This is a genomic window from Zooshikella ganghwensis DSM 15267 (assembly GCF_000428585.1).
Taxonomy (GTDB): domain Bacteria; phylum Pseudomonadota; class Gammaproteobacteria; order Pseudomonadales; family Zooshikellaceae; genus Zooshikella; species Zooshikella ganghwensis.
Window position 1 is genome coordinate 1 of the sequence record NZ_AUAF01000160.1, and the last position, 9,404, is coordinate 9,404.

Here is a 9,404-nt window from a genome sequence, read left to right on the forward strand (position 1 = left end):
TGTTTAATTATCCTGATGACATACGCAAAGCGATTTATACAACGAATGCCATTGAATCACTCAACAGCGTCATCCGAAAAGCGATTAAAAAGCGTAAATTGTTTCCAACGGATGATGCGGCAAGAAAAGTTATTTTCTTAGCGATTCAGGATGCATCAAAAAAGTGGACAATGCCGATTCGAAATTGGAAAGCGGCGTTAAATCGATTTATGATTGAGTTTGAGGATCGACTTAGACCCTATATTTAAAACTGGGCGGATACACAGAAATATTTACAGGGTCTAATTACTTTGTCTATTTCATGGAATGAATATAGCCTTCACGAATGATTCTGTGGTTTTGTTATCATCTCTCTTAACCCCAACGTTTTAGGTTTGAATTCCCCTCTTTTATCCTTCGACATAATCTGCCATGAATAAGCGATTAATCAGTGCCGTAACGCGTGTCAAGAATTGATTTTTACCCTGTCCTGAGTACAATAGCACCTTGTGTTATTACATACTTAAAGTACATAGCCTTAATGGTTAGCATGCTATTAGGTATGACTTAAGGAATCGAAGTACATGTTGCAGTTGCTTTATCACGGTCAGATAGCCACATTTATCCTATTCGTTATATCTCTCATTATTGCTTTTACTTTTCACGAGTTTGGCCATGCCTATGCCGCAAAATACTACGGTGATCGCACTGCGGAACAACAAGGACGAGTATCGTTAAGCCCACTAGCGCATATTGATCTCATGGGATTTCTCATGGCACTGTGTGTAGGTTTTGGTTACGCCAAACCCGTTCCGACGAATCCACGAAATTTTACCTCACCCAATGCAAGCTTAGTGGTTGCTGCCGCAGGGCCAATGATGAATTTACTGGTAGCAATAATTGCTATCAACCTTTATATGTTTGGTGTCCAAAATGGCTTGGAAATGTTTGCAGGTGAAGGTCCTGGTATCTTTTTCACAGGGTTAGCTGTTTTAAACCTTATTCTCATGGTATTTAACCTGCTGCCTATTGGCCCATTAGATGGCCACTATATATTGCCTTACTTGCTGCCCAAAAAGGCAGGAATAGCGTATCAAGTGCTTAATCAACGTTACGGCACAATGCTATTTATTGGGTTAATGCTATTAAGTTTAGCGGGATTGCCTATTTTCAGCTTTGTTTGGATTATGGGGCAGTCAATTTTACCTTATATTACGTTTATCTAGGCGAGATTAAGATAAATTAAACCTCAGTCATTGGTTGAGTGACTGAGGTTTTTTTATGTATACCCTTCACGAATCATTTTTAGGGTTTGTTGTCAGCGCTCTTCACCCCAGTCACTTACTAATATAACCGCCCAGCAGCGCTGTTATATCAATTAAAGTAGCTACCGCAAGTTTCACAGCAGTAAACTTGCCCAGGGGCTTCATCGCTTGACGGCCGCCCCTAAAAACCCTTCGTTTTGGGTATATCTAACTCTCAGGATCAATGACTAAATCATCAAAGTGGTGTTGAACACATTTAATATAATCGCCCGTTTTTAAAGCTGTGAAAGGTGTTTGATAGCTCACGAGCTTACAGGTATAGCTTTTACCTGAAGGGGTTGAAGGGTCCCACCGCCAGTCCTGTTCCCAGTAGATGTTAAGAGCACCACTACCAAACTGGTCAAAGCGTTTCATATTCGCACAACCCAGCACTTCATCATCAGGGATACTATGTTTTAGCTGCTTGGCAAACGCTTGGTAGTAATGTATTCGATTCACTGACTGCCTGTGTTCTTTGGCACCGCCACACTCGATCCCACCATTGATAATATGGGTAGTTACCCCAAAACCAGGAACTAAACCATTATCGCGATCATGCTTATTGGGCTGCCAGGTGCCATTAATCACATGATACATGCTGGGCTTGGGTGGTTGAGGGTACATAAAGAAAAATACAGCGCTAGCGATGTTAAGCCAGGTATTAGCTACTTTTTCTGGATGATCGAGAAGAGGTCTGATACTGCCAAACATCGCATCAGAAAATGGACCGTAATTATAGTTATAGCTAAGTTGTTTAGCACCTCGACCAAAGTAGCTTTTAAAGTAACCATCAGGAAACTTGCCACAGGGCCATGTTTTTCCCTGCCATATGTCAGGATTACACTCTGCGTTATAACCACCTCTCATATCTTCAGTCCAACCAACTTCCCTTACATAATATAACCCTTGTCGCCACTCAGGTAGCTCCCAGTTAGGTGCATGAGCACCTGTTTCTTGGGTAAAGTGTGCAAACATGGTTATCAATGATTTTTTACAAAATTTATCAGCATAGTAGATATTTGGTGTATCACCGCAAAAAGCTGGGAACTTTCCAACAGCTTGTAAAAAGTGTTTATAGGTATAAGCACTGTTTCTTTTACTAAAAAGATAATTCCATTCATCTAAAGAGACGAGAGACTCTACCCGTTTAACATTGTCAGGATTTTTGGGATTGCCAGGTTGAATAGCATCAACTTTATTGTTATCTAAAGTTATGATTGATGCTTTTACTTTATTCATGAGAGGCGTGTCAGTTAATGCTTTTTCTTTCTTTTTTAATTCACTCAATGGAATGGTATAAAGCTTTTGTTGAATGGGCGGCGGGTCTGTCTGGTAAGCCAATGTGGTTGATATAACAAAAAGAGAAGTGACTGCCGTGCAATACATTAAATATGCATTGGAATATTTCATTTTACTTTCCTTGTAAATAAGAAATGAAATAGCTCAACAAGCTAGCTTGATATATACCCTTCACGAATGATTTCTAGGTTTTGTTATCTTCACCCCTCACCCCAATCACCTATTAATATAGGCTCATGGGGCTTCGTCACTCGATGGTTGCACTTAAAAACCATTCGTATTGGGTATAAAGAACGCTAAATGACTTATAATTTTTATTAAAAATTTGTTTCACAAAAAAAGTTTCAAATATAGCCTGTTACTTATATAGTGTAGTGGCGAAAATAAAATCTCCTTGAGTGATGTAAAAGGTATGCAAGGGAGTCTGTTAAAATGTAGATTAATTTTGGGGAGGCGGGTTAATAATATTTGACTATATATACTAATCAGTACGTTTTTAGATTGTTATGATTCGAAAGTAATGTTAACAGGCCCTAGATAAACTGGGTGTAAAAAATAGTTTATGATGGATTTACGTCGTATTTAACGGGGCGTTATGCAGATTTTATAAAAGTGATTAAACTGTAGTATTCAGTAAATCTAAAACTGTTTTTTTATCGTAGCGAATTGCTGGAGCCAGCAGAAGACCATCCTTAGTCTCTACTGTTAACGATGTTTCTAGCAGGCACTGCACCCTGCATAGTTAGCTGAAATTAGCGAGTTACTGCTTAATTACCAATCAGTGCAGGAATGCCTGGCAATTGACCCACAGCTGCCAGTGAACCCACACAGATAACAAAGGCTATGCCGGGAATCAGGTACTTGTCTTTGGCAGATAACTCTTTGGCGCGCTCGTGATCACCAATCAGACCTATGTTATCCAACAACATGGTGGTTGCCCAACCGAATACCGGGTTAACGTAAGCGCAGGCAAAAATACAGATACCAGCGCTGAGTGAGTCTTTATGCTTATGGATCATCTGCATACCCGCTTCCAGCAGTGGAAGGAATACACCGACGATTAACGCCACACGCAGAACCGGCTCCCACATGGCTAGATCCATTGGATAACCAATTATTGATGCCAGCACACATAAAATACCAGTCAGCAGAGCGCCACCGGGAATTGGACGTTTAGCGATAGCGGCAGGGATCATGTATGTACCCCAGGATGAAGCCAGGTTACCACCACCCAGGAAGGAACCTACACCCTGACGAATCGATGCAGCGACCATAGTGTCATCCACATCCATCAGTACACCTTTAGCTTCTTTTGGATAGTTCAGTTCTTGAAATACTCGATGACCCAGATAGTCAGGTGACCACATTGCAACGGCTAACAGCGCAAAAGGAATAACAGCAATAAAGTGCTCCAGGTTAGGCCAGCCAAGCTGCCAACCAGTGTTTTCACCCCACCAGTAAAATGGATTGAAGTTTGGCAAGCCAGGCTCGGTGGTAAAGGCAAAATCAGCCCCCATGCTATATGCCACTATACCTGCTAAAGCTGAACATAGCGGGATCGCTAGCCAGCGTTTGCCAATCTTAGCCAGGTAGGCATAAATCAGCACTGTCACACCGATGACTGCGAAGGAGATATAACCCTGGTCACTGGCTGTGGCCCAGGCTTCAGTCTTGTTGATTTGTCCAATCAGGCCGACCGCACCGAGATAGATGAGCAGCCCTCCTCGGACACCAACCCCCGTGAGAGTCATTAACTTTGACCCCCCTTTGGTGTACGCAAGTATCAAACCGAATACACAGACCATGATTCCCAATGCCAGGGGATGTCCTCCTGCCGCAGCAATCAGTGGAATCAACGGGATCATTGGGCCGTGGGTACCGGCTAAGTTTGCATTGGGGTTGAGAATGGCGGAAAACAGAATGACAAAAAGTGCTCCGGCAATCAGTAATTCATAACGAACGTTTTCAGCCACAAATTCAGGAGACAAACCAAACTGGGCAGCAAAAGCCGCTACCATCGCGGTCACCATCACCACTTTACCAATGGTAGCTGCTAATGCGGGTACCCAGTCTTCAATTTCGATGGAGTAATCTCGGAAGGGGAGGTGAATACCCCAACGACGAAAACTCATTATTTTAAGATCGTGGTTCAAAAACTCCTCGCGGCTTTCGAACTCTTGCGACTTACGGCGCTTGTCACGGTAAAATGTCGTGCTTTTCTTGGACATATATTTTCCTATAATTTTTTGCGGGGGGATTGAACCACGCATAGCAAAATAGACTTACAAACTACTCGTTATTTGTTGTTTATTGATCTCGATCATTTTTTAATCATGTTAAAATAAAAAGCCCAGACTAAAAGTCTGGGCTGAGCGTAAAAAAGTTTTAATTACCATTTTTATGGCAAATTTGGTGTATAAATTTTAATCGCAAACACAAGAAAAAACAATTATTAATAGTAGCCAAGCGCTAAATAGCGTTGTGGGAACTGTCACAAAAGTTATTTGGTTTAAGAAATAAAGTTTTATTGAAATTATTTAATCGCTGTTTAATTAATAAGGTGATGAGGCTATCCAGTAAGCCTTATTCATCGTCGTATACTTTGAAGCATCTACTTGTCAGTATGCTCACTCTATTAATAAGTGAAATATTTCACCTAAATACCACAGTGAGCTCGTGTTACATTACCTTCAATGAAATCACAAAGCCCTTGCCCAAAATACTAAGCAATAGACTTAAGGGAGTCCTTAATAAATTGCCAAGGCTGAAAGCGCTGCTTTATTTGCAATTGATCATGGGAAGAGTAATGAAAAAATGACTGATAAATTACTACCAATAAATTCAACACTTAAAGAATGTGCGCAAGAGCAAGCAGTGGCACGTTTGGATAATATACCTGTTGGGATTGGATTATTATGGAATCCCGATGAGTGTCCTATAAAATTATTACCTTGGTTAGCCTGGACTTTATCTGTTGATGAATGGGATGGTAATTGGTCTGAAGATCAAAAGCGTCAAACCGTACAGAAAAGTTTTGGTGTTCACGTTAAAAAAGCCACAGTTGGCAGCGTTCGGCGAGCACTAACGGCAGCAGGTTATGGTGATGCCGTTATTATTGAAGGACTGAATGCACAGCAATATAACAATAGAATTTTATATAACGGGCATTATTTTCATGGTGATAGGGGGCGTGAATGGGCAGCATATAGAGTCTATCTTCACCGTCCAATTACTATTACTCAAGCTCAACAAGTGCGTCGATTATTATCGCAAACTGCACCTGCTCGTTGCTATTTAGCAGGTTTGCACTATGACCAGGCTTTACATATTTACAATTCTACAATTTCTTATGATGGAAGTTTTTCACACGGAGTAGCTTAATGGCACATTTATCTGAAATAAATGAATATGAAGAAGGTATTTACCAACTTGAAACAACTGATCCTGTAGTGGCAGGACCTGATGGTATTTCTAATCGTCAAGCTAAGCAGCTTGCGAATAGAACAGCATGGCTAAAACAACAAATTGACAAGTTAATATCTGATGTTGATAAGTTGGGAGTTACTGACGTTACAGGACTGCAAGCTGCATTAAATTCTAAACTAGATGTAATGGGAAAGGCTACAGATTCAGAACGATTAGATGGCAAGTGTGGAAAAGTGTATGCACCTCCTGGTGCCGTCATCGCCTTTGCCGCAGATACCCCGCCAGAAGGGTGGCTTGAATGTAATGGCGCTGCTTTGTCTCGGATATCTTATGCCAACTTATTTAGTGTAATTGGTACTGTGTTTGGTGAAAGTAATGGTTTAACAACTTTTAATTTGCCAGATTTGCGCGGTGAATTTATCCGTGGTTTTGATAATGGTCGTGGAATTGATGAGAAGAGGCAATTAGGGTCATATCAAATGGATGAAATTAAGTCACACGATCATTCGATTGTTACTTTTAAAAACTTATCTGGCGGTTCTGGTGAGTGGTTCGATAAATTATCTACTGTAACAGGTAAAACAGGTGGAAACGAAACGAGGCCCCGTAATTGTGCGATGCTGTATTGTATTAAATATTAAGGAATAAATAATGACAATTGTATATAGCTATCACTCTAAAACGGGTGAATATTTAACACAAGTGATAGCTCGATCTGACCCTCTAGAAGGAAAGCCTCTGGTAGCAACATATGCAACACTTGAGCAGCCTCCTATGGTAAAAGAAAATGAAGTGGCTGTCTTTAAAAATAATCATTGGATAGTTTTACCAGACTACCGTGGTATTGAATATTGGTTGCCTGATGGTACTAAGCATCAAATAAAAGATATTGGGGTTTTAGAACCTACTGAAGCTATGCAAACACCACCTCAAGTAGCGTTGAAAAAAATTAAGCAACAGATATCTAAACAGTTAAAAAGCATTAGCAATGTGGCAAGAGAAAAAGTTTCTAGTTATTCTGGAAAGTATGCTCTTATGGGTTGGAATGACAAAATTCAACGAGGACAGCGTGTACTGGAAGACTCCGCAACTGATGTTGAAATAGCAATTTTAAAGATGGAGTGTGAGGCTAGGGGAAACAATGAAACTCCAAAGATGCTTGCTAGTAAACATATAGAGTATTATAAAACTCTAGCTAAGAACCTTGCTATTATCGATGGTGCAGAGTTTAAAGTGTTGACAGAAGTCAAAACGAAACGAAGCGAAAAGGTACTAAGTAATTTAGTGCAGGTTTTCCAAGAAAAAGTAAATCAAATAGTTGAAGAGTGTGAAAGGTTAGTAATTTGAGTTGGTAGAGAGTAATGATTAAATACTACAATATTTTATTTATAATAACCAGGTGAAGATAGGTTTTTATAAACTGATTTATTTTAATTGTTTGGGTAGGTTTATATTAATTAAAATGAAGTGAGTATGGTTAATAAATTATATTTTAGATGGTTTTACCGTAAACAGTGAATAGATAATTCTTATTGAACATGTTGAGAATTAATCTATAGTAACTGGGTTACCACTTCATAGCAGGCACATATAATAATTACTATTTAATGAATAGAGATTGTGCTGATGCAATGCATGATTTAATTTGTTCTTCCCGCAGCAGAAGAGCATCCTTGGTCTCTACTGCTCACGGTGCTCCCGGCACCTGCTTCACAAACTAATTCAAGCATTGCAGGCTCACTTTGTAGTAACAAATCAATCGCTTTTAAATAAGCAGTAGTGATAATTCAAAGTGTGACTTGATAATATCTAGGCTGGATAACGTACATCGAACTGTTTGCCGCAAGGAAGCGGCAACCGAGTCTCCAGGGAGGGGTTTACGGCGTGTTTGATGGGCGCTATGCAGCCGTTGGACAAAGGGGGGCTACAGAAAATAAGCTTTTTGAGTTTGGTTGGTTTATAATCCATGTCGACTATTAGCTATCTACATGAAGATATATTTAATGAATTCTTGTTGATCATAAAGAATGAATGAGTAGAAAATTGTTCCTATCCACCATACCCAGTAAAATTTATACAGAGTGATGCTATTCGGTTTTAATTCTATTGAAGCCAGCTTGACAACTACAAACACAAAAACGTTCACCGTAAACAGAATAAGTGGCAAAATAAGCTCAATACCTGTATGACCCATAGCTGGGGGGCTAGTATAAAAGATTAGGGATAAGTAAGAAAAAAACAAAGTAAATAAAGTGTATGTGAGCAACATAAATATAAGCCTATAATACTCCTTCCATACCTGTATCTCCATCTAGAAAAAAATGTAAAAATGGGACAATATTTCTGCAGATAGGGTTATATATTGGCTCATACTACAGCCAGTAAGCAGTAACGTAATGACTACTAGTGAAATATTAATTTTAAATACATCTGTTACCATAAGAAAGCCTTACTCAAACTACTGCTCCCAAAGTAGTTCGCCTTCAGTCGTTCTGCAGTAAGTTTTATGATCATTTTCTTTTTTACATGTGTACTCGTAAATTTTGTTAGGTAAGTTAATATCTATTTTTAAATGGATATTTGGTTCGATATCTTTATCTTGTATCCAAAGCCAATATGGCCCATTGTCAAGATCCATGTCTGGGTATGAGTATGGACATCTTAATTGCTTCAGGGTGTCTCTATCATCATATTTCTTAAGTAGTTTCTTACAGTTAATAGTATGGTTTAAGATGAGAGGTTTATAATACTTTTGGGGGGCATTATTACCAGGGCAATCGCATATAAAAATACAACAAAATCAGTATAATAGGATGATTAGCAACTGACTTAGAGCATCACATTGGAAAAAAATAATACAATTGCAGATCATTTTAGTCACTTAGACGACCCTCGAGTTGAACGCCATCGTCGTCATACGTTGGTTGATATCATTACTATTACGATTTGTGCTGCGTTGTGTGGAGCAGATGATTGGGTTGCTATTGAGCGATTTGGTAAGGCCAAGGAAGCATGGTTTCAAGGCTTTCTAGAATTGCCTAATGGGATACCTTCCCATGACACCTTTGGTCGTTTTTTCTCGCATCTTTGCCCTCGTTCATTTCAAAACTGCTTTATCCAATGGGTACAATCAATCACTAATCATTTCCCAGGTAAGTTAGTCGCGATTGATGGTAAAACCCTTAGGCGATCATTTACTGAGTCGGATAAGAAAAATGCGATTCACCTCGTTAATGCATGGTCAATAGAAAATAAACTCGTCTTAGGCCAGCTGAAGACGGATACAAAGTCAAACGAAATCACCGCTATCCCTGAGCTATTAGAAGCCATTGCAGTTAAAGGTGCTGTTGTATCAATTGACGCGATGGGATGTCACAAAGCGATTGCTGAAAAAAT

The 9,404-nt window shown here is 39.5% G+C and carries 8 protein-coding genes; 6 read left to right on the plus strand and 2 right to left on the minus strand.

All coding sequences use genetic code 11. The features are described from left to right. The coding region (locus F607_RS31100; protein ID WP_038292044.1) for a transposase at positions 1-248 on the plus strand (248 nt) is incomplete at its 5' end. A 315-nt stretch (positions 249-563) separates the two neighbouring features. Beyond that, complete coding sequence (locus F607_RS0121985; RefSeq protein WP_051311732.1) at positions 564-1,205, plus strand: site-2 protease family protein; 642 nt, start codon at positions 564-566, stop codon at positions 1,203-1,205. Between the two features lie 246 nt (positions 1,206-1,451). Here F607_RS0121985 and F607_RS31105 read toward each other — a convergent pair whose 3' ends face one another. After that, entirely contained in the window at positions 1,452-2,693 is a 1,242-nt protein-coding gene (locus F607_RS31105) for a chitinase (RefSeq protein ID WP_051311733.1), read from the minus strand. A gap of 656 nt (positions 2,694-3,349) precedes the next feature. Continuing rightward, complete coding sequence (locus F607_RS0122000) at positions 3,350-4,852, minus strand: DUF3360 family protein (RefSeq protein WP_338112639.1); 1,503 nt, start codon at positions 4,850-4,852, stop codon at positions 3,350-3,352. 544 nt (positions 4,853-5,396) lie between these two features. Here F607_RS0122000 and F607_RS0122005 point away from each other — a divergent pair. The 4 genes from F607_RS0122005 to F607_RS0122035 all read left to right on the plus strand — a co-directional run. Then, positions 5,397-5,963 (plus strand): phage tail protein I, encoded by a 567-nt coding sequence (locus tag F607_RS0122005; RefSeq protein ID WP_027709800.1) that lies wholly within the window; start codon positions 5,397-5,399, stop codon positions 5,961-5,963. Further along, positions 5,963-6,649, plus strand: a complete 687-nt coding sequence (locus tag F607_RS33140) for a phage tail protein (protein WP_051311734.1) — start codon at positions 5,963-5,965, stop codon at positions 6,647-6,649. The genes F607_RS0122005 and F607_RS33140 overlap by 1 nt, the downstream gene beginning before the upstream one ends. A 10-nt stretch (positions 6,650-6,659) precedes the next feature. Continuing rightward, positions 6,660-7,355: a hypothetical protein gene (locus F607_RS0122015; protein WP_027709801.1), complete on the plus strand. Its 696-nt coding sequence runs from the start codon at positions 6,660-6,662 to the stop codon at positions 7,353-7,355. Positions 7,356-8,850: 1,495 nt separating this feature from the next. Further along, the coding region (locus F607_RS0122035; protein ID WP_157365561.1) for an ISAs1 family transposase at positions 8,851-9,404 on the plus strand (554 nt) is incomplete at its 3' end.

What these genes read in the sequence shown, in the direction of transcription:
- F607_RS0122005 (WP_027709800.1), top strand. Translation starts at nt 5,397, where the DNA reads ATGACTGATAAATTACTACCAATAAATTCAACACTTAAAGAATGTGCG.
- F607_RS31105 (WP_051311733.1), bottom strand. Translation starts at nt 2,693, where the DNA reads ATGAAATATTCCAATGCATATTTAATGTATTGCACGGCAGTCACTTCT.
- F607_RS33140 (WP_051311734.1), top strand. Translation starts at nt 5,963, where the DNA reads ATGGCACATTTATCTGAAATAAATGAATATGAAGAAGGTATTTACCAA.
- F607_RS0122000 (WP_338112639.1), bottom strand. Translation starts at nt 4,852, where the DNA reads ATGCGTGGTTCAATCCCCCCGCAAAAAATTATAGGAAAATATATGTCC.
- F607_RS0121985 (WP_051311732.1), top strand. Translation starts at nt 564, where the DNA reads ATGTTGCAGTTGCTTTATCACGGTCAGATAGCCACATTTATCCTATTC.
- F607_RS0122015 (WP_027709801.1), top strand. Translation starts at nt 6,660, where the DNA reads ATGACAATTGTATATAGCTATCACTCTAAAACGGGTGAATATTTAACA.